This is a genomic window from Bradyrhizobium sp. Ken64 (assembly GCF_055807555.1).
Genome location: NZ_JBVVPA010000006.1, coordinates 222,222 through 245,482, shown reverse-complemented (window position 1 = coordinate 245,482; position 23,261 = coordinate 222,222). Strand labels below are relative to the sequence as shown.

General features: G+C 62.2%; 25 protein-coding genes. 10 read left to right on the top strand and 15 right to left on the bottom strand.

Features of this window, described 5'->3' with window-relative positions:
* Positions 1 to 217: 217 nt before the first annotated feature.
* The 6 genes from AC0L2F_RS13535 to AC0L2F_RS13510 form a co-directional block, all read right to left on the bottom strand.
* The gene (locus AC0L2F_RS13535) at positions 218 to 802 is read right to left on the bottom strand and encodes a hypothetical protein (RefSeq protein ID WP_473248681.1); all 585 of its coding nucleotides are present in this window, start codon (positions 800 to 802) and stop codon (positions 218 to 220) included.
* Between the two features lie 44 nt (positions 803 to 846).
* A complete protein-coding gene (locus tag AC0L2F_RS13530) occupies positions 847 to 1,032 on the bottom strand; it encodes a hypothetical protein (RefSeq protein ID WP_473248680.1) in 186 nt (61 codons plus the stop codon).
* On the bottom strand, positions 1,022 to 1,771 hold the full coding sequence (locus AC0L2F_RS13525) for an HK97 family phage prohead protease (protein WP_473248679.1): 750 nt from the start codon (positions 1,769 to 1,771) through the stop codon (positions 1,022 to 1,024). Before AC0L2F_RS13525 ends, AC0L2F_RS13530 begins: the two co-directional genes overlap by 11 nt.
* Entirely contained in the window at positions 1,768 to 1,992 is a 225-nt protein-coding gene (locus AC0L2F_RS13520; RefSeq protein ID WP_473248678.1) for a hypothetical protein, read from the bottom strand. The genes AC0L2F_RS13525 and AC0L2F_RS13520 overlap by 4 nt, the downstream gene beginning before the upstream one ends.
* A gap of 112 nt (positions 1,993 to 2,104) precedes the next feature.
* Positions 2,105 to 2,638, bottom strand: coding sequence for a hypothetical protein (locus AC0L2F_RS13515; protein ID WP_473248677.1), 534 nt, complete (start codon positions 2,636 to 2,638; stop codon positions 2,105 to 2,107).
* Positions 2,639 to 3,012: 374 nt separating this feature from the next.
* A complete protein-coding gene (locus AC0L2F_RS13510; protein WP_473248676.1) occupies positions 3,013 to 3,237 on the bottom strand; it encodes a hypothetical protein in 225 nt (74 codons plus the stop codon).
* Between the two features lie 724 nt (positions 3,238 to 3,961).
* On the opposite strand from AC0L2F_RS13510, the gene AC0L2F_RS13505 reads away from it, so the two are divergent.
* Positions 3,962 to 4,639 carry a recombinase family protein gene (locus tag AC0L2F_RS13505; RefSeq protein WP_473248675.1) on the top strand — a complete coding sequence of 226 codons (678 nt, stop codon included), beginning with the start codon at positions 3,962 to 3,964 and terminating at the stop codon, positions 4,637 to 4,639.
* A gap of 1 nt (position 4,640) precedes the next feature.
* Here the strand turns inward: AC0L2F_RS13505 and AC0L2F_RS13500 are convergent, their stop codons facing one another.
* From AC0L2F_RS13500 to AC0L2F_RS13465, 8 genes are all read right to left on the bottom strand, one after another.
* Positions 4,641 to 4,982 (bottom strand): hypothetical protein, encoded by a 342-nt coding sequence (locus AC0L2F_RS13500; protein WP_473248674.1) that lies wholly within the window; start codon positions 4,980 to 4,982, stop codon positions 4,641 to 4,643.
* A 272-nt stretch (positions 4,983 to 5,254) separates the two neighbouring features.
* Positions 5,255 to 5,455 (bottom strand): hypothetical protein, encoded by a 201-nt coding sequence (locus tag AC0L2F_RS13495; protein WP_473248673.1) that lies wholly within the window; start codon positions 5,453 to 5,455, stop codon positions 5,255 to 5,257.
* Positions 5,456 to 5,775: 320 nt separating this feature from the next.
* On the bottom strand, positions 5,776 to 8,172 hold the full coding sequence (locus AC0L2F_RS13490) for a bifunctional DNA primase/polymerase (protein ID WP_473248672.1): 2,397 nt from the start codon (positions 8,170 to 8,172) through the stop codon (positions 5,776 to 5,778).
* 23 nt (positions 8,173 to 8,195) lie between these two features.
* Positions 8,196 to 8,633 (bottom strand): hypothetical protein, encoded by a 438-nt coding sequence (locus AC0L2F_RS13485; RefSeq protein WP_473248671.1) that lies wholly within the window; start codon positions 8,631 to 8,633, stop codon positions 8,196 to 8,198.
* Complete coding sequence (locus AC0L2F_RS13480; RefSeq protein ID WP_473248670.1) at positions 8,630 to 8,887, bottom strand: hypothetical protein; 258 nt, start codon at positions 8,885 to 8,887, stop codon at positions 8,630 to 8,632. The genes AC0L2F_RS13485 and AC0L2F_RS13480 overlap by 4 nt, the downstream gene beginning before the upstream one ends.
* A 158-nt stretch (positions 8,888 to 9,045) precedes the next feature.
* The gene (locus AC0L2F_RS13475) at positions 9,046 to 9,276 is read right to left on the bottom strand and encodes a hypothetical protein (protein ID WP_473248669.1); all 231 of its coding nucleotides are present in this window, start codon (positions 9,274 to 9,276) and stop codon (positions 9,046 to 9,048) included.
* A gap of 77 nt (positions 9,277 to 9,353) precedes the next feature.
* The gene (locus AC0L2F_RS13470) at positions 9,354 to 9,800 is read right to left on the bottom strand and encodes a hypothetical protein (protein ID WP_473248668.1); all 447 of its coding nucleotides are present in this window, start codon (positions 9,798 to 9,800) and stop codon (positions 9,354 to 9,356) included.
* Positions 9,801 to 10,901 carry a tyrosine-type recombinase/integrase gene (locus AC0L2F_RS13465; RefSeq protein WP_473248667.1) on the bottom strand — a complete coding sequence of 367 codons (1,101 nt, stop codon included), beginning with the start codon at positions 10,899 to 10,901 and terminating at the stop codon, positions 9,801 to 9,803.
* A gap of 589 nt (positions 10,902 to 11,490) precedes the next feature.
* Between AC0L2F_RS13465 and AC0L2F_RS13460 the strand changes: the two genes are divergently transcribed.
* From AC0L2F_RS13460 to AC0L2F_RS13445, 4 genes are all read left to right on the top strand, one after another.
* Positions 11,491 to 11,853 (top strand): hypothetical protein, encoded by a 363-nt coding sequence (locus AC0L2F_RS13460; protein WP_007611854.1) that lies wholly within the window; start codon positions 11,491 to 11,493, stop codon positions 11,851 to 11,853.
* A gap of 19 nt (positions 11,854 to 11,872) precedes the next feature.
* On the top strand, positions 11,873 to 12,730 hold the full coding sequence (locus tag AC0L2F_RS13455; RefSeq protein WP_473248666.1) for a hypothetical protein: 858 nt from the start codon (positions 11,873 to 11,875) through the stop codon (positions 12,728 to 12,730).
* 353 nt (positions 12,731 to 13,083) lie between these two features.
* A complete protein-coding gene (locus AC0L2F_RS13450; protein ID WP_473248665.1) occupies positions 13,084 to 14,334 on the top strand; it encodes a multidrug effflux MFS transporter in 1,251 nt (416 codons plus the stop codon).
* Positions 14,335 to 14,387: 53 nt separating this feature from the next.
* Positions 14,388 to 14,531, top strand: coding sequence for a hypothetical protein (locus AC0L2F_RS13445; protein WP_007611868.1), 144 nt, complete (start codon positions 14,388 to 14,390; stop codon positions 14,529 to 14,531).
* Positions 14,532 to 14,618: 87 nt separating this feature from the next.
* Here AC0L2F_RS13445 and AC0L2F_RS13440 read toward each other — a convergent pair whose 3' ends face one another.
* A complete protein-coding gene (locus tag AC0L2F_RS13440) occupies positions 14,619 to 16,226 on the bottom strand; it encodes an ABC transporter substrate-binding protein (RefSeq protein WP_007611869.1) in 1,608 nt (535 codons plus the stop codon).
* A 285-nt stretch (positions 16,227 to 16,511) separates the two neighbouring features.
* Here AC0L2F_RS13440 and AC0L2F_RS13435 point away from each other — a divergent pair, with 285 nt between their 5' ends.
* The 5 genes from AC0L2F_RS13435 (at position 16,512) to AC0L2F_RS13415 (ending at position 23,253) form a co-directional block, all read left to right on the top strand.
* Complete coding sequence (locus AC0L2F_RS13435) at positions 16,512 to 17,642, top strand: M20/M25/M40 family metallo-hydrolase (protein WP_473248664.1); 1,131 nt, start codon at positions 16,512 to 16,514, stop codon at positions 17,640 to 17,642.
* Between the two features lie 168 nt (positions 17,643 to 17,810).
* On the top strand, positions 17,811 to 18,752 hold the full coding sequence (locus AC0L2F_RS13430) for an ABC transporter permease (protein ID WP_007602533.1): 942 nt from the start codon (positions 17,811 to 17,813) through the stop codon (positions 18,750 to 18,752).
* A 21-nt stretch (positions 18,753 to 18,773) separates the two neighbouring features.
* Positions 18,774 to 19,661, top strand: a complete 888-nt coding sequence (locus tag AC0L2F_RS13425; protein WP_007611875.1) for an ABC transporter permease — start codon at positions 18,774 to 18,776, stop codon at positions 19,659 to 19,661.
* A 128-nt stretch (positions 19,662 to 19,789) separates the two neighbouring features.
* Entirely contained in the window at positions 19,790 to 21,439 is a 1,650-nt protein-coding gene (locus AC0L2F_RS13420; protein WP_473248663.1) for an ABC transporter ATP-binding protein, read from the top strand.
* Between the two features lie 308 nt (positions 21,440 to 21,747).
* Positions 21,748 to 23,253, top strand: a complete 1,506-nt coding sequence (locus tag AC0L2F_RS13415) for a M81 family metallopeptidase (protein WP_473248661.1) — start codon at positions 21,748 to 21,750, stop codon at positions 23,251 to 23,253.
* Positions 23,254 to 23,261: the final 8 nt, after the last annotated feature.

Below are 23,261 nucleotides of genomic sequence, written 5' to 3'. Positions count from 1 at the left end.
TACCCATTAGATTTCAGTTAACAGCTCGCAATCTTCGTGCCTTTCGGACCGGTCGACCTGAAGCAGGCGTATGAAAATACCTGCATTACAACTAGCAGCGGGACGGCGGCTGCCGCCGAAAGAAATTTCGCTCGGTTTGCAGCGACACCGAAATCACGGCGGCAGAGGCGCTCGTCGGCTTCGGCCACACGCGCCGGCGAATTCGGAAAAATCCCCGTCAGGCTTCGCGCACGCGCACGAAACGCTTCTCGGGCGGCGTCTCGCGCTCGACCTCCTGCGGGACCGGCATCGCAAAGAACTCTCCAGCCCAACCCGGACGTGACCGCGTGACGGTTGTCGGCTTCGGCTTGACCGGCTGCGGGCCGGTGACGGTGGCCTTGGCGACGGCCTCGGCATCGTAATCGTTTGGGCCGCGCTGCCACGGGTCGGGGCAGACATAAGATCGCACAGGCTCGCGGTTTTTGGACCGAAGCAGATCCTGTTCGGCGTCGAATTCGGCGCTGATGTCCAGCACTTTGGTCAAGGGGTGCTTGATCGCCGCAGGAAGATCGTGGCCGGCGATGAAGTTTTCCAGATCGCTGGAGTTGACCCGCGGTCCGCTGTGGTCCGGAAGATTGCCAGCAAAGCTCTTGGCGAGCGCGGCAGTAGTGGCATCGTCAGCGTCGTCGCCGGCCATGCGGCGGGCGATACCGAGCGCGGCGGTCCTGTTGCTGTCCTGATCGAGGAGCTCGTTGATGTCGCGCGCAAACACCGACAACGCGCGCCTGCGGGCGCGGGCTTCCAAGGTCCGGCGCAGGATCATGGTCCCGGTGATCGGGGCCTCTTCAGCTTTCTTGGCGAACATACTCATGGCTTGGGATCTCCTTTGATGCCGAGAACACGCGCGATGGCGACGTATTGCTTGTCGGTGAGACGGTCAAAACCGAGCGCGACCTGCTGTCTGGCGACGTCGATGCCGGCTGCGTTGGCGACTTCCGGCGACAGTGCGTAGACCAATCGTCGTTTGACGGTGGCGATGAGATCAGCGGACATGATCGTCGCCTCCGGTCGGGAGTCTCGCGACCAGCGTCGAGAAAGACGTCGGTTGCCGCTTCAGGCGCGCGGCGGGCAACGTTCCGATGATGTAGGCCGGCGCTGCGGCAATCGTTAGCTGAGGCGGCGGTGGCGGTGTCGGGGCCTTCACGGTGTTGCTGACGAACACCTCCAATCCGTCGCGGAGGCGCCCAATCGATGCCAGCAGAGCATCGTGCGAGCTCAATTCCGCTTGAGCGGAATTCATGTCGCGCCGGTTGAGGACGACCGCGTTGGCGTTGGCAGGCGACGGCGTCAGAGAGATTTCGGTGATGACGGCACGGCGGATCAGTGCGTGGAATCCCGATGGGCTGTCGGGATAGACGATCTCAGCCTCGAGGACGGTCGCGCTGATCGAAAGCCCGCCCATGCGGCAAGCCTCGAGGTCGTTGACTTCGGCCTTGATGGCGAGCCGGCCGCGGTCGTCCTCGGTGAGCTCGAGGATCCGGCCGGCCGGGCGAGCGGCATCGTGCCGGACGAGCAACGGCAATGTCTCGAGCCTTGGCCAACTGAGTGCACCCTTACAAAAGGCCATCCGATCCGAATCGGCGTCGACGGTCGACGCGAATCCGGTGATGAGTTGCGGACCGGTGACGGGCTCGAGCGGCGGCAGCGACGGACGCGCGACTGGTTGCACGCGGTGTCGCTTGCACAGTTCGGCGAGCTCGATTTTCAACTGGTACCCGCGCAGCATCGTCATTTCCGCTTCGTCAGGTTGAGCCTCGCCGTCCTCAGCCGACCCGCGATCTCGGCGACCGCCTGCTCGAGCGCGGTCCCGGTTGGCAGATCCCGCGAACGACGCTTGATGATCGGGCTCGAGGTCAGGCGCATGCCTTTCTTGATCTGGCTGCGGCGCGGATCGTCGGCCGGGTGCGCGACGCCTGTGAGGAATTCGCCGGCCATATGAATCCGCTGCGTCATCGTTTGTCTCCGTCCTTTTAGGGCGAGGAAGCCGGACGCCTTCACTCGTCCGGCCTCCCGCCTCCTGACCGGGGCCGATGGGTGCAACACCGGGAGCCTGTAGCCTAGCACTTCACCGCTTAGTCTTCGCCTTCGTCCTCCAGAGCGCTGCCAGTGCCTGTAAGCCGGTGCGCAGGCATTCGAGCTCGGCAAGTCCGGTCGGGACATAGTCGCGGACGACGATCTGGTCGACGGCGGACTCGGCGCAGCGGCCCGCGGTCTTCAAGGCGTGTTTGCCGGCGATGAAGGCGGCGCTGGCGCGCTCGTGGCGTCTGGCCTCCCGGATGCCTGCGGGGGAATCCGGATCGAGCGGCGAGCCGCCTGCTTTATCGAGCGCGACGGTGCGCGGTCCCTGCGGCGCCTGCGTCGCGACGGAGTAGCTGGCCGTGAGCTCGGCCCATCTACGGCCCGCGGAATACTCCCCCTGCGAAATCTTGCCGGCAAGCAGCAGCCGGCCGGCGATGGTTGCCCATTCCGCGCTGCGCAAGCCGATCTCGGCCGCGTCAACGAGGCGGCGGACCTCGCCGGGCGGCAGCATCTCGCTGGTGCCGGCGGTGGAGATGCGACCGCTCGGCGTGCGGGCCCGGAGGACTTTGCGGCGGGACATGGGCGAACCTCCACGGTTCGCGCAACAATCAGCCCGGATCGTTGCCCTGGCAACTGTCAGTTTCGAGCTCGGGGTACAGTCGAGGTCGGGGTTTCTATCAAACGGGAATGTCCCGAATGTCAGAGCCCGCCCACTGAGGCGGCCTTACCCACATGGCGGAACGTGTTCACGGTGGGAGAACTATGCGGGGTTTTGTCTCTAGTCGGAGAACTACGGTCCCCCTGAGGCGACCTTAGGTCTTGTCTCGGCGCGGCTTTTCCCAAAGGAGCTTTTTACAGTCGGGGCAACGGAAGATAACAATCGGCCCCTCGGGTGAGCCAATCGCGTCAACAAACGTCATTTGCTTACTGCACGCCGCACAAACCGGCGTCAGTTTAGTCGCTTGCTCCGCCATCGAACCCGAACGCGGGAACAGTGGGCGGGGTTTCTATTCCTTCGAGTTGCTCTAGATGCCACATCTTGGGGGGGCGGCTTTGAAGCAGCGCTATCGATGCTGCAATCTGCTCCTCAGACCGGCGAATCATTTCCGCCGACATTTGCTTGCTGCCGAACTGAGGCTGCACGACCGGATGCGTGTCAAATTGCTGGTCTGTGTGCATGGCGGAGTTCCACCGGGTTGTTCCATAGGTCTAGGTTAAGAACTCGATCTGAACAGCCCAAAAGTGAACTTAAGCCACTGCGAAAAGCAAACTAGGCAACTAGCGTCGGAAACAGGCCAGTGCCAATCCGTTCGGGACGCCTGCGGCTCGGACCAGATCGTACACCAGGACGGAAAGCCGCCGCGCTCCGAGCGCACAACGCCCGCGCGGCCGCAATGATTGGCCGGCGGACGTTGCTCACGCACTGGCCCCGCGAAATGGCAAGGTACCCCAGCCCTTCAACGTACGTGACTGCCGGGCTGAGGTTTCAAATGCCGCCGGGCTGGCAGCCCCAGCGCCGGACCGACCGCCAGATCGTCAGCGGGGCGGCTGGGTGCGTCGGCCGGGCTGGCCGCTATCGGACAGCGGCCAATGCTCGAGGGGCTGCGGGAAAGCTTGGGAGAGCCGGTTCCCCGGTCGATTTTCGGCGAAAAACTCCGCGGGATTTCCGGGTTTGGCTGGAGATTGTGCTTTATTTTGGCGTTTATTGCAGGTTGAGTAGCGGATTTTGGATAAATGTCTGAACTCGGTGCCGCCCTCGCGAAGTTCGAGGCCCGGAGGTAAACACCCCTCCCCCCTGGTGGTCAGTGGTGTTCGAAACCGGTTGACCTCGCTTCAATCAAGCGTCACATACTCGTCAACGTTCGTTGACCGATTTGTTACGGTGATGAGTAGAGGTACTGAGATGACGTCGCACGGCAAATTTATTGCGTATTTCCGAGTCAGCACCAAGCGACAGGGCCGAAGCGGGCTCGGTCTGGCTGCGCAGCGTGAGGCCGTTACAAATTATTTGAACGGTGGCAAGTGGCGGATCGTCTCCGAGCACGTCGAGGTCGAGACCGGCAAGCGTTCTGATCGGCCGCAGCTCGATGCAGCGCTGGCCGCAGCGCGTCTGCATCGGTGTCCGCTGGTGGTGTCCAAGGTCGACCGCTTAACCCGCTCGGTGGCGTTCTTGAGCCGCTTATTGGAAGCCGGAGTCGATGTCCGCTTTGCCGATCTGCCGCAGATCGAAGGGGCCACCGGCCGATTCATGTTGAACCAGATGGCGGCGGTCGCACAGCTGGAAGCCGACTTCATCAGTTCGCGGACGAAGGCAGCACTGGCCCGCTCGAAAAAGCAACTCGGTGGTGATCGTGGTCAGGTGCCGTCTCGGCGCGCGCATAAGGCTGCACAGGAGGCGATTCAGGCGCGCGTCGCGGCGCGGGCTGCGGATCTGGCGCCAGCCGTGCGCAAGCTACAGGCGGCCGGCGCTACGTCGCTGCGGGCCATCGCAGCGGGACTCAATGCTGAAGGCATCTCGACCGCGCGCGGTGGAACGTGGAATGCACAGCAAGTGTCGCGGCTACTCGAACAGATCGGCTGAGCTACATTCCCCGCGGGAATCTTTTCGGCGGAATCGGCGACGGCCCTCGCATCGGTGCGCGCTGCTCGCGCAATCGCCGCAAATAAAGCGGCTCTTCTTCCGGCTGGTCGAACGACGTCGCGACCTCTTCGACCGGCTCGAGCTCGCGCGAGAGTTCCGGCTCTTCGATGACCGGCGCCGGCTCGGGTGACGTCGGGCGATATTCCAGCAACTGCGGTTCGCGCGATTCACTGGCCGGCGCGCTGGTGATGTTGACCACCAGCGGACCGGCAGTCTCAGCCGGCGGTGCGACCGCGAGTTCACTTTCGAGCGTGCCGCGGATCTCGCGCAGGCAGAAAAACAACCTGGTCGCTTCCTCGGACGGCAACCGACCACGAACAACAGCCCGATAAAGCCGGCTTTGCTCGATCCGGATCGCCCGGAAACTGTCCAGCCGCTGCGTATGATGCGGATTCAGTGGAGAGAGAGCCTCCGCTTTGGCTTTCCGTGGCAAAAGGATGCTCCCGCTATGCTTGGGGGAATTCGGTACCTTCCGAACCTACACCGGTCCGGTCATTCGTCCAGCACCGGTTCGAGCTCGGGGTTTTTTCGTAACTCCGCCGGGATCGTCGGGCGTCAGACCTCGCACGGCCTGCCACCGCGTGGTGTCGTCAGACCGCGCTCCGCATAGGCCTCTCGGGCCGCTGCAAGCAGCTGGAGTGAGTCCCGGATCTCGGCGGCGCTGCGGTTGCGATTGAACAGCGCGCTGATCTCCGACCGCCGCAAGCCGTCGGGTTCGGCCTGTAACGCGGTCAGGATGATGGTGTCTGGCGGCATCGGCGGTTCCTCCGACCCGTGGAAGCTACACCCGACCACCGAAAAATGTGCGACTACCGCCTAAAATGTTCAGCTGAGAGACCATTCGTTCTGACCTTTTCGTTGAAATCATTGAGATGTTCACGAGTTCGGCTTGTTCGGCTCCAAAAACCGCCAGCCCCGGAGACCCCATCCAAAGACCGCCAGCTTCCTTTGGCTGCTATTCTTATTTTTAAGTAGAACAAGTAGAACAATAGAACACTGGTGATGGATCAAGGGGTTGGAGTGTTCGCCTTCACCCGCGCATGTCCCCCCAAAGCCGAACACGATTTTGGGGACTATTAGTCATCCTCTTCGTCGTCCACCTCCTCGGCCTTCCTCCGTCGCAGTGCCGTCAGCACGTCCTCGGCCTCCAGATGCTTCAGCTCGGCAAAGTCCTCGAAATCGGTGTGCTCCGGTTGCCATTCCGCGAGATCGGGATTGCGCCACGTCCATCCCGGATAGAGCGCTTCCCATGCGGCCCGGCACTCGCTCAGCGGCGGAAAGCTCCAGCCTTGTCGGCGCATCACCTTCCTGGTGTTGCTACACCCCTTCTCCTTCAGGAAGCGACCGAGCATATGATCGCTGGTGTAGTTGCGCAGCCGCGGCTCGATCTGTCGTGCCTGATCGAAGATGCCAAGCTGGGTGAAGGTCCGCGGTTGCTTGCTGACCGTCGTGCTGTAGGTCACCGTCTCGACCTCGACGATCCGGACATACGCATTGCAGACCGCGCGATGGGGATAGCGCGGATCTGATCCGCGCAACGTGCCGCTCTCCAGCAGCTCGCACCACCATGCATCAAGCGGCGACAGGCTCTGGTCGCGCTGTTGTCGCAGCGCTTCGGTCTGCGGCACTCGGCGCACGTTGAAGCCGGTGAGGTCGATGTCGTACAGCAGATGGTGCAGCAACGCCTCGTACCCGCCATTGTCGAGCTCGGCCTGCAAGCCGGTGAAATAGGCATGATCTCCAACGCGCGCTGCTGACATCGTCGGAACGAAGAACCGCCGCGCCGTGGTGCTGATCGGGATGAAATGCTCGGAATTGCTGAGGATGGTCATGTTCAAATAGTTGGGCGCGGCATAGACGCCGCAGCCCTTCGGCTCGATGGTCAACGCAGGTTCGGTGATCAGGCCGAACAGCGCGTTGCGATGCCGGGGATCGCCGACGAACAGCGCTTCGTCGGCCGTCAGCCGCAACAAAACCTCCAGATGCGGATTGAATTTGCCGGTGATGTGGTCGGCGTTGCCGAGCTGCATCGCGTGATTGCCGAGCAGCCGGCTCATGGTGCGCTCATAGAAACCCTTTCCTGCGCCTTCCTCCTTGGTCTGAAGCGCCAGCGCGACCTCGCTGCGGGTACGCTTCTGCACGATGAAAGCCTCGCGCCTGATCAGATAGTCGAAGTGCTCCTCGACGCCGTTGCAGACGACGTCACGGGCGAAGCCGAGAAATTTCGAGCAATCTCCCCTCACCGGTTTGACGCCGAAGCCGCGCCACAAATTCAGCTTTGGGCCGGTGTCCGCTTCGCGCTGTGGCATGAATGCCATGCCTTCGTCGTACTGGCGGCGCTTCGGATTGGTGATCCAGTAATTGCCGAGCGGGATTTCCTCGATCTCGCCCTTCGCATTCTTGTAGGTGTGACGATAGCGGTTCATTAGCGCCTTGAAGTCGTCGATGGTCTGCATCATCACGATGGTGGTGCGGCCGGGGAATTCGGGCAGCTCGCCGAACGTGACGACGCGGGTCTTGCCGCCAATCGGCAGCACCGCGTGCTTTCGATTGAGGTGATCGATACTGCTTTCTCTGACGGGACGGGCCTGATCGGGGTCGGCGATCAGTTCCTCCGCGCCGCCGACCAGTCGTGGAATATCGTCATAACGGTCCAGCCAGCGCTGATCTCGGGCAGCGGCTGACTTGTCCATGAACCCGCGCAACATGTTGGTGGCGGCGCCACCGCCCATGCCGGATCGTACCAGCTTGGCTGCGAGATCGCGCAAGCTGTCGTGCAACTCCTCGCCTGCGAGAATGCGAGCGATCAGAAAATGCCAGTCTTCGGATCCGTGAGGATCGATGTCAGAACCGTTGAGGCCGTTTGACTTCTTTCGGCCACTGCTGCGAACATAGCCGAATTCGGTTACCAGCAATTCCGCGGCGGCTTCCATCAGCTCGCCGGCTTCAGCTTCCGTGATCGGCGGCAGCTCCGAGCGCTTCACCTTGTCGGGCTCGCCGCCGAACCAAGCGTAAGCTTTCTCGGTGTCCGGATGGACGCCATCGACGATGACCTGCTGACCGTCACCGAGAAACTCGATCTTCTCCTCGGTGCCAGCGAAGTTGATGATGATCTTCTTGAACGGCGCATCGGTCCGAAAAAAATACGCGCGCTTTGGCGGCTTTCCAATCCGCACCATGAGGTGACCGAGCTCCTCGAACCGCTCGCGGACCAAGGCCTCGACGGCTTCGGCAGCTTCCGGATTGAGGATATCGACGTCGAGCGTGGGCACGTCACGGGTCAGGATGCCGGTGTTGATCGCACCGGGCCATGTCCTGCCCCACAGCTTCAGTTGATCCGCAGTGACAGCTTTCAGCTCTGACCAGTTGTTAGCCGAAGGCTTCTTGCCGAACGCCGGCAACGGTGTGTAACCACCGCGCAGCAAGTTGAGCCGCAGCGCCGACACGTTCACGGGCGGACTGCGCTCGCTCACGACTTCGTCTCTCTTGAATTTGCTCATGGTCGCTGGGCCACGCTGATGTCGAATTTATTTTGTTCGGCTCGACGTTGCTTCGTCATCACCAATCCGGCGAGCGTCTCGGTGGCGGCAAACGTCGCGTGGTAGCCGCCCGTGAGTTCGTAGAATCGCCCGGTGCGCTTATTGAGCCAGCCGCAACCGCACGCATCGCCGATCTTGGCCCGGATCTTGGCGTGTGAGACCACGGCGCAATTGTGCCGGCGGCCGAGCGCAGTCGGCGAGACGACAACCGAGACGAAGATCTCGTCATTATCGGTCCTGACGGCGGCGATCACGGGCAAGCCGACGATCTCGAATTCAAAAAACCGGAGCTTGTCGTCGTAGACGATCAGCCCGCGCACGAACGCGGTATCCAGTGTGGCCGTCAGCAGATTGAGCTTGGCCTTTTCACGGATGGCTGGACGTTGGCCGTTCATGACAACGTCCTCCGCAGGCTGGTACTGTCGGGACTAGGGCCGTCGCCAGCGGGATCGCTGCTGCGCCCCTTGATCGTACCGCTACGGGAACGGGAGCGGCGGCGTCGTGCCCGTGGCCGGCGCCGTGAACAGGCGCCGTTGTCCGGGCTCATCGAACACGGGCAGACCGTGACGATCCGCGCGTCGATGTCGCGCCACGGTGCGTCGTCGGGAAAATCGTCGCGGAAGATGAGGCCGCTCTTGGTCTCGAACATGGGCGCAGACTCCACACTGGAAGGAGCGCGGCACCGGGTGCCTATTGAGAAGGGACCGTTCGCGTGATAGTAGGAAGCTTCCGACATCCTACTCGCGCTGCCTGACAGTCTCCGCTCGGTGGCGCCCGCTACCGGGCGGTTTCGTTCTTAAATAAGCGTCATGTTGCGCGTCCCTTTGTGCCGCCAGCCTTAAGCCACCTTGTGAGCGCTTGTTTAGAATAAATGATACGGCGGGCCACCTCGGCGTAATCGGGGCCGACGCCTTGCTTGCGATATTCGATGAGAGTTTTGGGCTGAACATCGATGGCAGCCGCAGCTTCGATTTCATCGAAGTAGCCAAGCTCAGCCAGTAGATATCCGGGCGGCGGAGGATCGCGGGGTTTGCTCATCGGGACAACTCCACTTGCTTGAAGCGCCCTACTCAAATGCCCCAAAATCGACTGTCATTAATAGCCGGAATCTACTGTCATTTAATCGGCAGGTCCTCTGGATCTACAATAAGGTCATAGAGTTTGAAAATGTTGTATTCGTAGAAACCGAGCTTCCCTGTCGATAATGGGGTCTGTCGCTGGAACGCGCTCTCGATTTTTCGGAACAATTTCTCTTCGGCTGCGCTCAATTGATCGGTTGCTTTATCAATGTGCCCGATCATCCATTCAATTTTCCTCAGACGGTTCTCTAACTCGCGGTCGCGGCGACGGGCCTTATCCTGATTGAATGCTCGCCAGAGGCGATACATTTTCGAGAGTGACCCCCACCGCTTGGCGTTACGCCGATGCACACGAAAGAATGCCAATTCAAGGTTTCCGTGGCGCTTCATGGAATCGCGCCCGCGCTCACGCTCGACCATACGACCGAACGTAACGGCCTCATCAATCGATGACGCCGGTCGCCCGCGTTTCTTGGCCGTCATTTACGAACGCTCGACCAGATCGACCAGATCGCGGTCAACCAGATGCGAATAGCGCGCTGTCGTTGCCGGTGCAGTGTGGCCGAGCACCTTGCCGATCTGCATCAGCGACGCGCCGCCACGGGCGAGCGCACTGGCGCGGCTGTGCCGGAGGTCGTGGATGCGCACGTCAGGGCGGCCAATGATCGCTTTTGCGCGATCCCAAGCACGACGACAGGCGTCGTAATCAGGTAGCCCAATGCGCAACAGCTCCCTGGCGATGGGCAGCACTTCGGCCTGTAGCGGCACAATGTGTGTTTTCTTTTGCTTGGTGTGTGCGCTTGGCTTGATCCAGATCCGACGCTTGGCGTCGATCTGGGCAGGCTCGATCAGCAACACCTCACCAATGCGGCATCCGGTGAGAAGCGCCATCCTGAGCGCCAACGCAGCGTTGCGGGTACCGTCTGCATCGAGCGCGGCATGGGCGGCTGTGATCTCGTCGGCATCGAGAAACAGATGGCGCTGGTTCTCGGTCCGGCGGCGCACCCGCTTGCACGGATTGGCAGCGATCTTCTCGTCGTGCTCCAGCCATGACATGAACGCCGACAAGGTCGCCAGCGCGCGGTTGGCTTCAATCGGCGCGCTCTTCGCGATCTGGCCGTGCCACTGTTCAATGGCGTTGCGGCTAATCGCCCTCGGCTCGCCCTTGCCAAAAGCAGGCAGGATGTGTTTGTCGATCAGGCGCAGATAGCTCTTGGCGGTGCTTGGTCGCCGCGTCAGCTTGACGACGTTGCGCCACAGCGTGTTGTCATCCTCATCCCGCCCCCATTCGCCGATCAGGTCGGCGACGCGACTGCCACGGCCGGGTGTGACGACCTCGCCTGTATCGGCCTTGAGACGCATCTTGCCGGCGGCGGTGCGGGCCTTGCCGATGGTCCACGCGGGGTGCTTACCGATGGTGGTGCGGCGCTGCTTGCCGTTCTCGCGCCAATCAAAAACAAAAGTCTTGCCGCCGGTCGGGTAGACACGGACGGCCAAACCGCTAACCTCGCTGTCGAAGAAATACTGGTCCGCGTCGGCTGCTTTAATGGCGGCGATGCCGCGATTTGTAAGGCGTTCGGCCATGAAATCTCGCGGTTGTCCCTTGGTGAAACCGTCAACAAACCGTCAACACTTGAGATTTAATTCAGAGGGTTTTGAAGGGCAAGTGAAAAGGCAGGCAAACGGTAGGGAAACCGATTAAGCCACTGATCCTGTTGAAGTTATCCGACACAAACCATTGACGCTGCTGAGCAATCAAAACGCGCCCAAGAATGACTTAAAATCCCTCGGTGCGCAAGCGCTGTGCCGGTTCGACCCCGGCTGCCCGCACCACGATCAACGGGGCCAAGATCAGGCCCGCGCTCCTGTTGATTGCTCTGCGGTCACGACCGGCCCTCCGGTAGCTCATCAAAATATCGAGAATAACCCATCCAAAGGAGCCGATGCGATCTCCATGAGGCCCTCTGCAGTATCGTGCAGATCGCACCGTGACTGAACGTCCTGGTCGGCCGGTTCGGGTTGAGCTTCAGCAGCGTGTTCATTACGCGAGCTTTAGCGCACTGCCACCGAACCCTGCGTCCTCCGGACGTAAAGCAGACTTTACTACCGCCCACGGTTGTGCAACCTTGAGACGTATTATTTTAGCGATTTAAGCTCTCCGTTGGGAGATGACATGCCCGGGCGCCAAGTTGACAACGAGACTGATTCCTATCCCGCCAAACTAGCAAAGCTAATTCCAGCCGAGGTGTCAGCGGCGTACTTGGCGATCAACTCGCTCGTACCTGCAGGAGAGGGCTTCAGCCCACCCATCTGGGCCTCGCTCGTCGTTCTGACGGTGTTTTGTGCCTTGTACCTCTGGAAAATACAGAATGTAACAAACGTTCTCCAGATTGCTTTCACAACAGCGTCCTTCCCGATCTGGGCATTGAACATCTCATCGACCCGCAGCGAGATGATTAACCCGGTCGTCCTTGGCGTCGTCTTGATTCTCGTCACCGTCGCAATTCCGCTAGTACCCACGTCTCGCCAAGACTGACTGTCATACGAGGTCCACCATGCGCTTCCTTCTACGAGCGTTTCTGATAGTTGCGGCCGTCTGTGTCTCCGATGCGGTTCATGCGCAATACGGCGCCGCGTTCGTATTCAATGAGCAATCCACCTATGGAAGCGAGTTTCTGCGGCAGCCCGCGGCGCAGTCTGGTCTGATCGTCAAAAGCGGCTGCGGCACAACGGGCCTGACCGGTCGACGGTCCTACTTGGTCAAGAGCGGCGCGATCTATTGGGGCCTCGCCGATGAATGCGTTCGCGTTATCGTCAATCACCGCGCGACAGATACAGATACCGCCGTGCCCACCTACCTCGGCGTTCAAGTTATCGGCTTCTACGACGACCCGCAGAGCAGCTCGATTGTTCTGAGGCGCAAGGGCGCGTTCGTACGCGACGGAAAGATCCTTCCCCCGTATGACGACAAGAGCCTATCGTCCGATGAACTCGATCACGACACGTGGGATAGCCTGCATACCGATGGCACTCTCCAAAACGTTGATGACAAGGTTGGCAAGTGGCACGGCACTCCGCAGGGCGGGATTCACGATTCCTGGGACGATCGCCGCTGGTTTCGAACGTCCCGTGCTTACGATCCGCAATTGCAGGTCAAATACAAGACGCTCGACAACCGCCTGATCCGCTTCACCCCGTACCCGGCGAATGGTTCGCCTCAGGACGGCCCGCTCAGCTTCAATGTAAATCGTCGTGGCGCTCGCGTAGTGGTCGTACGGGTATTTTCGCCCTCGAATGCAGATTATGAAAACAACTTTGCGTTGGTCTATGAATCCGACCCGGACCGGGTTGCGCAGCTTGTGAATAATATACAAGTCGTGCAGGCGGGCTTGCTGTGGCGCATCTTTAGATAATCGTCGCACCGATCGCGACCTGCATGAGACTCGCAACCTGCGAATGCCGCATCATCGACCGAATGTTCGACTACAATCCCAACACGGCGCGGCGGATACTGTTTCGACACGGCGAGCGCTTCAAGATTGGGAAGCCGGCATCGCGCGCTCTACACGTCGGCCCACGGCTGCCGACCTCTCCTACAAGATCGAAGACGCCAGCCGTCTTTTGCTTTCGATGACCCGTCGCGGGTCGATGGCGACCTCAGCAAGGCTTGTCCGCATCCGCCACGCCTGCCAGCTATCCCGAAACATGGGTTGTGCGACGCAACATCGGCAATAGATAAGACCTCTGAAAATCAGAGGTGCGCTTCTTGTCCGACGTCAATGCCGACGATTGGGTGTCCTCGGGACACCGTCCGATGGGTTTTCCCGAATTCGTCATCGTGATCGCGTCGATCATGGCGCTGAATCCGCTTGCGATGGACATGATGCTGCCGGCGCTGCCCAATATCGGGGCAGCCTTCCAGATTCCCAACGCCAATCATCTTCAACTGGTGCTGTCGACCTTCCTGATCGGCTTTGGCGCGGGTCAGTTCGTCATGGGCCCGTTGTCGGATCGCTTCGGCCGCCGCCCGGTGCTGCTCGGCGGGATGGCGGTCTATGCGGTGGCGAGCGTGCTGGCGATTGCCGCGCCTTCGTTCGAGACGCTGCTGCTGGCGCGAGCACTGCAGGGCTTCGGCACCTCGGCGACGCGCGTGATCGCGACCTCGATCGTGCGCGACTGTTACGTCGGCCGCCGCATGGCGAGCGTGATGTCGCTTGCGATGATGATATTCATCGCGGTCCCCGTGATCGCGCCCTCGTTCGGACAGGCGGTGCTGCTGGTGACGGCGTGGCGCGGCATCTTCCTCGTGCTGATGCTCTACGGTCTGCTCGCGCTCGCATGGTCCGTGCTGCGGCTTCCGGAGACCTTGCCCGAGAGCGAACGCAGGTCGCTTGCCCCGGCCGACGTGCTCACGGCCTATTGGCAGACCGTGACCCATCGCCAAACCCTCGGCTACGCACTCGCAGCCGGCAGCGTCATGGGCGCGCTGTTCGCCTACGTCTTTTCGGCCCAGCAAGTTTTTGTCGGCATCTATCACCTCGGCCATTATTTTCCGCTGGCCTTCGCCGCGATCGCGGCCGGCACCGCCATTGCCGGCTTTCTCAACGCAAGATTCGTCGGGACCCTCGGCATGCGCGTGATCTCGCACGGCGCCCTGACGCTCTACACCACGGTGGCAGGCGTGATGCTGCTGACGGAAAGCCTTGGCGCGTTGCCACTTCCCCTGTTCATGGTGCTTTCGGCGCTGATGATGTTCTCGTTCGGCATGATGGTCGCGAACTTCACCGCGCTCGCCATGGAGCCGCAGGGCCATATCGCCGGCACCGCGTCCTCGCTCTACGGCTCGATCACCACGCTGATCGGCATCGCCATCGGCATGGCGATCGGACAAAGCTTCGACGGCACGCTGCTGCCGTTCTCGGTCGGCTTTTTCGTGTCGTCACTCGCCGCGCTCGCGATCGTGCTGGTGGTGGAGAGGGGACGGCTGTTCAAGCCGCATCATCGCGCCATCGGGTGAGGAACTTCGCGGCGCTCTCGATGTTGTACTGCAACATTCGAGAGGAAGGCGAGATGGAACCCGAGAGCAGATTCGACCAGCCCGCGCGCGAGATCGAGCGGCCCGCCCCACGGCAGCCGGTTTCTGAGCAGCAGCCGGACAGAAGCCTGCCGTTCGCAGGTGAAGGGCTCGAGCAGCTGCGCGACAGCCACTGCTAGAAGAGGTCGAGCCAGTACCGCTTCATGGAAACGGCGCCGCGGAGGGATCCACGGCGCCGTTTCGCTTTTAGACCAGGAGCCTTCGCCCTACTCCGACTTGTCGACGTTCCAGAACAACGGGGTCGCGGGACCGTCGAGCACGCCGGTCAGCGATTTGCGCCAGCCGCTCGGCAGGAGATACTGCCCCAGCGGGATGTAGATCACCTGCTCATAGGCTTCCTTCTGGATGTCAGCAGCGATCTTCTTCTGATCGTCGAGCGAGGCGGCGCGAACGAAGTCGTCCTTGAGCTTTTCGATCTTGGCGTTCTCGGCCCAGCCGAACCAGCCCTTCTTGCCCTGGCCGCCGATCGAGAGATTGGCGATCGGGTTGGAGACGTCGGCCGCGACCCAGTTCGTGAAGAACATGTTCCAGCCACCCTCCTTCGGAGGCTTCTGGCTGGCGCGGCGGCTCACGACCGTCTGCCAATCGGTCGCTTGCAGGTCGACCTTGAAGCCTGCCTCGCGCAGCAACTGAGCCGCAACGATCGGCTGTGCCTTCAGCGTGGTGACATCGCCGGGGGCCATGATCACGATCGGGGTGCCGTCATAGCCGGATTCGGCGAGCGCCTTCTTGGCTTCGGCCATGCCGTTGCCCTTCACCAGCGTCTCCCCGCCGACTTCGGTCGCGAACGGCGTATCGCACACGAAGAAGGCACCACAGATCTTCTGATATTTGGCGTTGCCGACGAGCGCGTCGAGAACGTCCTTCTGGTTGATCGCCAGCAAGGCAGCACGGCGCACTTTGACATTGTCGAACGGCGGATGAAGGAAGTTCATTCGGCCGAGCGTCTGGAAACCGAACTTGTTCGAGACCTCGATCGTGATCTCCTTGTTCGCTTCCAGCAACGGGAGCATGTCGTAGGGCAGATTTTCCACGAAGTCGATGTCGCCCGACTGCAACGCGTTCACCGCGGTCTGCGAGTCCGGCATGGTGATCCACTCGACGCGGTCGACCTTCACCACCTTGCCGCCGGAGGTCCAGCTCGACGGCTCCTTGCGCGGCACGTAATCGGTGTTCTTGACGTAGACCGCCTTCACGCCTGGCTGGAATTCCGACTGCACGAACTTGAAAGGACCCGAACCGATCTGCTCGGGGATCTGCTTGTCCGGCGGCGTCTCGGCGAGGCGCTTCGGCATCATGAAGGCAACGCGGGAGGACGGCTTGCCGATCGAGTCGAGCACGAGGCCGTAGGGCTCCTTCAGCTTCAGCGTGATGGTCTTGGCATCGGTCGCCTCGATGCTCGCGGTGAAGTCGAGCAGTTTCTGGCCCATGCCGTCGACTGCGGCCCAGCGCTTGAGCGAGGCAACGCAGTCCTCCGCCGTCACCGGCGCACCGTCATGCCACTTCAGGCCGTCGCGCAGCGTGAACGTGTAGGTGAGCTTGTCGTCGGAGATCTTCCAGTCCGCCATCTGCGGCTGGATCTTGAAGTTCGAATCGGGCGCCACGAGCGTGTCGTAGATCATGTAGCCATGGTCGCGCGTGATGTAGGCCGTGGTGAAGATCGGATCGATGATGCGCAGATCCGAGTGCATCACCGCCGTGATGGTCTTGCCGGCCGCAAGCACCGGCGAGGCCAGTGCGGTCGAAAGCGCGACGACCGACAGCGCAAGTTTGGAGGCGAACGCGCGAGGCCCCCGGCGCATCAACTTAAACATAAAAAGTTCTCCTGACGTGAAACTGTTCAAAGGCAGGTTATCGATTGAGCATCCGGTTCGTTCTTTAGGCGAACTAACCTCATGCAATGCCTTTATCTTTTCGAGACTTGCAGACAGTGCCGAGCGCGTCAATCCGGTTTCGCTGCAAGCCCAAGCGGCGCGCGCACGGGCTCCACAAGGATCGGTTTGGCTCTACAGTGCTCTCCGCCTGTCCTGCCCTGCCCTGCACCGATGCAATGCGCGTTCCATGTTCCGAAGCCCAAGAGACATTGGAGAGACATTGAGATGAATCCAGCCAATCTTCCCTTCGATTCCGAAGCAATGCTCCAGGGTCTGCGCGGCTGGGTGGAATGCGAAAGCCCGACCTGGGACGCGAACGCCGTGAACCGCATGCTCGATATCGCAGCGCGGGAGATGGCGATCATGGGTGCGACGATCGAGCGCATCGCCGGTCGCCAGGGCTTTGGCGGCGTAATCCGCGCCCGCTTTCCGCATCCGAAGCAGGGCGAGCCGGGGATCCTGATCGCCGGACACATGGATACCGTCCACCCCACGGGTACCATCGAGAAGCTGAAATGGCGCCGCGAGGGCAGCAAATGCTACGGACCCGGCATCTACGACATGAAGGGCGGCAATTATCTTTCGCTGGAAGCGATCCGCCAACTGGCCCGCGCCTCGTTCACGACGCCGCTGCCGATCACCGTGCTGTTCACGCCCGACGAGGAAGTCGGCACACCCTCCACGCGCGATATCATCGAGGCGGAGGCCGCGCGCAACAAATACGTGCTGGTGCCCGAGCCCGGGCGCGCTGACAACGGTGTCACCACCGGACGTTACGCCATCGCGCGCTTCAATCTCGAGGCGATCGGCCGGCCCAGCCACGCCGGGGCGACCTTGTCGGCGGGCCGCTCTGCTATCCGCGAGATGGCGCGGCAAATCCTCGCCGTCGACGCGATGACGGGCGAGGACTGCACGTTTTCGGTCGGCGTCGTGCACGGGGGTCAATGGGTCAATTGCGTTGCCACGACCGCCACCGGCGAAGCGCTTTCGATGGCCAAACGCCAAGCCGACCTCGATCGCGGTGTGGAGAGGATGCTGGCGCTCTCCGGTACAACCAATGATGTCACGTTCAAGGTGACGCGCGGCGTGACACGTCCGGTCTGGGAGCCCGATGCCGGCACCATGGCGCTTTATGAAAAGGCGCGCGGAATCGCCAAATCGCTCGGCGCAGAACTGCCGCATGCGAGCGCCGGCGGCGGCTCCGATGGCAATTTCACCGGCGCAATGGGCATCCCGACTCTCGACGGCCTGGGCGTGCGTGGCGGCAACGGCCACACGCTCGAAGAGTATATCGAGGTCGAAAGTCTGGCCGAACGCGGCCGGCTGATGGCGGGGCTGCTCGCGACGCTCGAGTAATGGCGCGAGCCACGTCACCAAAACCGGGCCAGGTCACCAAAGCGGGGTGACCGCACTGCAAAAACCGCGGCCCGGATGGCATGGGAATTGCTGAAATGTTAGGCTGGTGGCAGAACCCCAGGCTCCAGCCGCTGTCTCTGATTTGACTCTAATCTGACGGGATCCAACTTGCTCGGATATCTCCTTCGCCGAATTCTCGCCGCCGTGCCCGTGATGGGCGTGGTGGCGCTGTTCGTCTTCCTCCTGCTCCGCCTCACCCCGGGCGATCCGGCCGCGATTCTTGCCGGCGACAACGCCACGCCGGAGCGGCTCGAGCGCATCCGCACCTCGCTGGGCCTCAACGAGCCGCTGATCGTGCAGTTCATCACCTGGCTGAACAAGCTGCTGCATGGCGATCTCGGAACTTCACTCATCTCCAACCTTCCGGTGATGAAGATGATCGGCCAGCGGGTCGAGCCGTCGATCTCGATTGCGCTGTCGACCATCATCCTCGCCGTCATCGTCGCTGTTCCCCTGGGCGTGATCGCGGCCTGGAAGCACGGCACCTGGATCGACCGTTTCGTGATGGGCCTGTCCGTGCTCGGCTTCTCGGTGCCGGTGTTCGTGGTCGGCTACATCCTGATCGAGGTCTTCGCGATCGACCTGCGCTGGGTGCCGGTGCAGGGCTTCCGCAGCATCTCGAACGGTTTTGGGCCGTTCTTCGAGCGCATCATTCTGCCGACCTGTGCGCTGTCCTTCATCTACATCGCGTTGATCGCGCGCATGACGCGCGCGGCGATGCTCGACGTGCTCGGCGAGGATTACGTCCGCACCGCGCGCGCAAAAGGCATCAACGAAGTCGCCGTGATGATGCGCCATGCGCTGCGCAACGCCGCCGTGCCCGTGATCACGGTGATCGGTACCGGCTTTGCGCTTCTGATCTCCGGGGTCGTCGTCACCGAGAGCGTTTTCAACATCCCCGGCATCGGCCGCCTCACGGTGGATGCGGTGCTGGCGCGCGACTATCCGGTGATCCAGGCGATGATCTTGCTGACGTCGTTGATCTACGTCGTCGTCAATCTCCTGATCGACGTCGCCTACACGCTGCTCGATCCCCGGATCCGGTACTAGGGCTAAGGATAACAACAAAAAATGTCGGTCGATACCCTTCCCCAGTCGTCCATCCCGATCACGTCGCCGCTGCGGCCGCGCTTCGGATTCCTGACCTCGACGCCGATCATCGCGGCAGCGACCATCTGCCTGGCGTTGGTTGTGCTGATCTCAATCCTGGCGCCGTTGATCGCGCCGTATGATCCGATCCAGCTTGCGCCCTCGCAGCGGCTGAAGCCCTCTTCGGCGCAATTCCTGCTCGGCACCGATGCCTATGGCCGCGACCTGCTGTCGCGCGTCATGTATGGCGGGCGCATTTCGCTTCTGATCGGCATCGGCTCGGCGATCATGTCGATCGTCATTGGGTTGGCGATCGGCCTCGTCTCCGGCTTCTTCAAGCTGGTCGATTCCGTCATGATGCGGATCATGGACGGCCTGATGGCGATGCCGAGCATCCTGCTGGCTATCGCCGTGGTGTCGCTGTCCGGCGCCAGCCTCTGGACCGTGCTGATCGCGATCACGATCCCCGAGGTTCCGCGCGTGGCACGCCTGGTGCGCTCGGTCGTGCTGTCTGCGCGCGAAGAGCCCTATGTTGAAGCGGCGATCTCGGTCGGCACATCCCTGCCAAAGATCATGTGGCGGCATTTGATGCCGAACACGATCGCACCTCTGATCGTGCAGGGCAGTTACGTCTGCGCGTCCGCGATCCTCACCGAGGCCATCCTCTCCTTCCTCGGCGCCGGCATCTCGCCGGAAACGCCGACCTGGGGCAACATCATGGCCGAGGGCCGCCAGTACTTCCAGCTCAAGCCGACGCTGATCTTCTGGCCCGGCCTGCTGCTCTCGATCGCCATCCTCAGCATCAATTTGATCGGCGACGCCGCCCGCGACGCACTCGATCCGCGCATGAAGCAGCGGGAAGGCAAATGATTTGTCTCGCCGGCCGTGCCCCTTGTTCCGTCATTGCGAGCGAAGCGAAGCAATCCAGTCTGCATCCGCGGACAGATTTCTGGATTGCTTCGTCGCTTCGCTCCTCGCAATGACGACGGAGTAACCTGATGACCAGCCCCATCCTCGACATCAACAACCTCGTCGTATCCGTCGGCCAGAAGCCGAATGCTGCAAACATCATCGATCGCATCTCGATCCAGGTGCACGAGCGCGAGACGCTGTGCCTCGTCGGCGAAAGCGGCTCGGGCAAGTCGGTGACCTCCCTGACCACGATGGGTCTGCTGCCGAAGGGCACGCTGATTCCCACCGGCGGCAGCGTCAAGCTGGTCGGCGAGGAGATTCTCACCGCGACCGACCGCCGCCTGCGGCAACTCCGCGCGACCCGGATGGCGATGATCTTTCAGGAACCGATGACGGCACTCAATCCGGTGATGCCGGTCGGCCGCCAGATCGACGAAGTCCTGCGCGCGCACACCAAACTCGATGCGAAGGCGCGCAAGAAGCGCATCCTCGACATGATGGAGCAGGTCCGCCTGCCCCAAGTCGAGCGTATCTTTGCCTCCTACCCTCACCGACTCTCCGGCGGTCAACGCCAGCGCATCATGATTGCGATGGCACTCGTGCTCGAACCGAAGCTGCTCATCGCCGACGAACCAACCACCGCGCTCGACGTGACAACGCAGAAGCAGATTTCGACCCTGATCCGCGATCTCCAGCGCGATCACGGCACCGCCGTGCTGTTCATCACCCATGACATGGGCGTGGTCGCCGAAATCGCCGACCGCGTTGCGGTGATGCGGCAGGGCCGACTGGTCGAGACCGGAACGCTGGATTCCATCCTGCGCAATCCGACCATGGAGTACACCCGCAACCTGCTCTCCGCAGTGCCGAGCCTGGTGCCGCGCGCGGCACGGCCTGAGACCAAGGAACCGGTGGTGCTGGAGGCCAACGAACTCGGCAAGGTCTACCGCGAGCGCGCGTTCTTCGGTAAAGGCCGTGAAGTCGTCGCTGCCGACAAAGTCACGCTGACGCTGCGCAAGGGCCGCACGCTCGGCATCGTCGGCGAGAGCGGCTCAGGCAAATCGACCGTGGCGCGCTGCATCGTCCGCCTGATCGACCCGACCTCCGGCGGCGTGCGCCTCTCCGGCCGCGAGATCTCGGACATCTCGCGGCGGCTGTTGCAGCCGCATCGGAAGAAGATCCAGATCGTATTCCAGGACCCCTACCGCTCGCTCAACCCGCGCGTCACCGTCGGCGAAAGCATCGCGGAAGGCCCGATCAATTACGGCGTGTCGCATGCCGACGCAATGAAGCGTGCCCGCGAGTTGCTCGAGCTGGTCGGCCTGCCCGCCGATGCGGTCGCGCGCTATCCGCACCAGTTCTCCGGCGGCCAGCGTCAGCGCATTGCGATCGCCCGCGCGCTCGCGCTCGATCCCGACGTGCTGGTGGCGGACGAGGCGGTCTCCGCCCTCGACGTCTCCGTGCAGGCGCAAGTGCTGGAACTGTTCGACGAGATCCAGAAGCGGCTCGGCATCGCCATCCTGTTCATCACTCACGATCTGCGCGTCGCAGCACAGATCTGCGACGAGGTCGTGGTGATGCAGCACGGCCGCGTCGTCGAGCAGGGTCCGGCCGCCGAAGTGCTGACGCATCCGAAGGAAGCCTACACCAGAGCCCTGCTCGAGGCAGCGCCAGGCCGCGGCTGGGATTTTGCGAACTTCCGGCCGGTGTCGGAGGGCGTGGCGGCCACTCTGTAGCAACACTCTCCGCTGTCGTCCCGGCGAAGGCCGGGACCCAAACCGCGTGATCTATCGATCGCGTGCGGCGCCAATCCCAAACATCCAGTCTTCGCCAAACTGCTCCCTGTGGCTATGGGTCCCGGCCTTCGCCCGGCCTTCGCCGGGACGACACCGAGAGCGTGGTGGCGTCTTTAGCACCAACACCCACGCATCCGCAGCAATCCCAAAATGGCTTGACCCTATGCGCGGCGCGATTGCTTCCCGGCTTGCTCTCGCCGCAAGCACGGGGCTAACGTCGCGCACTTTCAATTGCTGGACTTGAGTTGATGACACGTATCGCCGTCGGCGGCTTCCTGCACGAGACCAACACCTTCGCTCCGACGAAGGCGACCTTCGCGGACTTCCAGCACGGCGGCGGCTGGCCGGCGATGACGCAAGGTCCCGACGTGCTGAAGGTGATGCGCCGCATCAATGTCGGTCTCGCCGGTTTCGTCGACAGCGCCGAGGCCAACGGCTGGGAACTCGTTCCGACAATTGCCTGCGGCGCGAGTCCTTCGGCGCACGTCACCAGGGACGCCTTCGAGCGCATCGTCAAAGCGATGATCGACGGCATCGCGGCCGCCGGCCCGATCGACGCCGTCTATCTCGATCTGCACGGCGCGATGGTCACGGAACATCTCGACGACGGCGAAGGCGAGATCCTGGCGCGCGTGCGCCGCGTCATCGGCAAGGACATTCCGCTGGTCACGAGCCTCGACCTGCACGCCAACGTCACGCCCGAGATGATGGAGCACGCGGACGCGCTGATCGCCTACCGCACCTATCCCCATGTCGACATGGCCGAGACCGGCCGCGCCTGCGCGCAACATCTCGCATTGCTTCTGAAGACAAAGCAGCGTTTCGCAAAGGCCTTCCGGCAATTGCCGTTCCTGATCCCGATCAGCTGGCAGTGCACCAACGACCAGCCCACCAAGGGCATCTACGAGAAGCTCGCTGCCCTGGAGAGCGATGCGGTTCCGACCCTGTCTTTCGCGCCGGGCTTCCCGGCTGCGGATTTTCGCGACTGCGGGCCGAGCGTGTTCGCCTATGGCAAGACGCAACAAGACGCCGACCGCGCGGTGGATGCGATCGTGAAACTGATCGAAAGCCACGAGGACGATTTCGACGGCAAGATCTGGTCGCCGGACGACGGGGTGCGCCACGCGATGGAACTGGCGAAAGGCGCCAGTAAGCCGATCATCATCGCCGACACCCAGGACAATCCCGGCGCCGGCGGCGATTCCGACACGACGGGCATGCTGCGCGCGCTGGTGCGCAACAAGGCGAGTGCTGCGACCGGCGCGATCTACGATCCGGCATCGGCGAAAGCCGCGCATGAAGCCGGCGTCGGGGCGACCGTCTCGCTGTCGCTCGGCGGCAAGTCCGGCATTCCCGGCGACGAGCCCTATCGCGAAACCTTCGTGGTCGAAAAGCTCTCCGACGGCCGCTTCATCGCGCCCGGGCCTTATTATGGCGGCCGAGAGATGGAGATGGGCCCCTCCGCCTGCCTGCGGATCGGCGATGTCCGAATCGTCGTCTCCTCGCACAAGGCGCAACTCGCCGACCAGGCGATGTACCGCTATGTCGGCATCGAACCGACCGAAGAGAAGATTCTGGTCAACAAGAGCTCGGTGCACTTCCGCGCCGATTTCGAGCCGATCGCGGAAAAGCTGATGATCTGCGCCGCCCCCGGCGCGATGCCCGCCGACACAGCCACGCTGCCATGGACGCGCCTACGGCCGGGCATCCGCATCAAGCCGAACGGCCCGGTTTTCACTCCCTCCTCACGCTAACTGGACAG

Bases quoted from the DNA above. Each gene is read 5' to 3' on its own strand.
- AC0L2F_RS13445 (WP_007611868.1), top strand. From the start codon at position 14,388: ATGGAACCCGAGAGCAGATTCGACCAGCCCGCGCGCGAGATCGAGCGG.
- AC0L2F_RS13425 (WP_007611875.1), top strand. From the start codon at position 18,774: ATGTCGGTCGATACCCTTCCCCAGTCGTCCATCCCGATCACGTCGCCG.
- AC0L2F_RS13455 (WP_473248666.1), top strand. From the start codon at position 11,873: ATGCGCTTCCTTCTACGAGCGTTTCTGATAGTTGCGGCCGTCTGTGTC.
- AC0L2F_RS13510 (WP_473248676.1), bottom strand. From the start codon at position 3,237: ATGCACACAGACCAGCAATTTGACACGCATCCGGTCGTGCAGCCTCAG.
- AC0L2F_RS13515 (WP_473248677.1), bottom strand. From the start codon at position 2,638: ATGTCCCGCCGCAAAGTCCTCCGGGCCCGCACGCCGAGCGGTCGCATC.
- AC0L2F_RS13495 (WP_473248673.1), bottom strand. From the start codon at position 5,455: ATGCCGCCAGACACCATCATCCTGACCGCGTTACAGGCCGAACCCGAC.
- AC0L2F_RS13470 (WP_473248668.1), bottom strand. From the start codon at position 9,800: ATGACGGCCAAGAAACGCGGGCGACCGGCGTCATCGATTGATGAGGCC.
- AC0L2F_RS13420 (WP_473248663.1), top strand. From the start codon at position 19,790: ATGACCAGCCCCATCCTCGACATCAACAACCTCGTCGTATCCGTCGGC.
- AC0L2F_RS13415 (WP_473248661.1), top strand. From the start codon at position 21,748: ATGACACGTATCGCCGTCGGCGGCTTCCTGCACGAGACCAACACCTTC.
- AC0L2F_RS13530 (WP_473248680.1), bottom strand. From the start codon at position 1,032: ATGTCCGCTGATCTCATCGCCACCGTCAAACGACGATTGGTCTACGCA.
- AC0L2F_RS13525 (WP_473248679.1), bottom strand. From the start codon at position 1,771: ATGACGATGCTGCGCGGGTACCAGTTGAAAATCGAGCTCGCCGAACTG.
- AC0L2F_RS13475 (WP_473248669.1), bottom strand. From the start codon at position 9,276: ATGAGCAAACCCCGCGATCCTCCGCCGCCCGGATATCTACTGGCTGAG.
- AC0L2F_RS13440 (WP_007611869.1), bottom strand. From the start codon at position 16,226: ATGTTTAAGTTGATGCGCCGGGGGCCTCGCGCGTTCGCCTCCAAACTT.
- AC0L2F_RS13460 (WP_007611854.1), top strand. From the start codon at position 11,491: ATGCCCGGGCGCCAAGTTGACAACGAGACTGATTCCTATCCCGCCAAA.
- AC0L2F_RS13435 (WP_473248664.1), top strand. From the start codon at position 16,512: ATGAATCCAGCCAATCTTCCCTTCGATTCCGAAGCAATGCTCCAGGGT.
- AC0L2F_RS13480 (WP_473248670.1), bottom strand. From the start codon at position 8,887: ATGTTCGAGACCAAGAGCGGCCTCATCTTCCGCGACGATTTTCCCGAC.
- AC0L2F_RS13465 (WP_473248667.1), bottom strand. From the start codon at position 10,901: ATGGCCGAACGCCTTACAAATCGCGGCATCGCCGCCATTAAAGCAGCC.
- AC0L2F_RS13535 (WP_473248681.1), bottom strand. From the start codon at position 802: ATGATCCTGCGCCGGACCTTGGAAGCCCGCGCCCGCAGGCGCGCGTTG.
- AC0L2F_RS13505 (WP_473248675.1), top strand. From the start codon at position 3,962: ATGACGTCGCACGGCAAATTTATTGCGTATTTCCGAGTCAGCACCAAG.
- AC0L2F_RS13520 (WP_473248678.1), bottom strand. From the start codon at position 1,992: ATGACGCAGCGGATTCATATGGCCGGCGAATTCCTCACAGGCGTCGCG.
- AC0L2F_RS13485 (WP_473248671.1), bottom strand. From the start codon at position 8,633: ATGAACGGCCAACGTCCAGCCATCCGTGAAAAGGCCAAGCTCAATCTG.